The sequence below is a fragment of the Chromohalobacter sp. HP20-39 genome (assembly GCF_033052815.1).
In the GTDB taxonomy this organism is placed as follows: domain Bacteria; phylum Pseudomonadota; class Gammaproteobacteria; order Pseudomonadales; family Halomonadaceae; genus Chromohalobacter.
This window is the reverse complement of the sequence record NZ_JAWHTP010000632.1, coordinates 1-276: the sequence shown is the minus strand read 5'-3', so window position 1 is coordinate 276 and position 276 is coordinate 1. Positions and strand designations below refer to the sequence as shown.

General features: G+C 63.8%; 1 protein-coding gene. It reads right to left on the bottom strand.

Annotated elements, in window-relative coordinates; genetic code table 11:
• Positions 1–253 (bottom strand): DUF6891 domain-containing protein (locus tag RVY79_RS19485; protein ID WP_411161755.1); only part of this gene is annotated, 253 nt, incomplete at its 3' end.
• Positions 254–276: the final 23 nt, after the last annotated feature.

Sequence of the window (276 nt, the reverse complement as noted above, 5' to 3'; positions counted from 1 at the left end):
CACCTCCCGGCCCGCCCCAGAAAGCCAGGGCGAGATCACTGCTGCGCTTGGCCCGATCGAGGTCTTGCCGGGTATAGAAACACATGCCGGAGAGCCCGGCCTCGGAGCCACCGCGCTCCCTGAACAACGCAGAGGCATCCGCAAAACCGTCTTCCTGCGTACGGCCCACGTCATGCAAGGCGACGATGCCAACGCTCTCAAGCTTGTCGAACGCTGCGTCGATTTTCTTTCGAGCGGCGCGCCACTCAAGCACCGACATTTTCCTCGGCTCGGGCG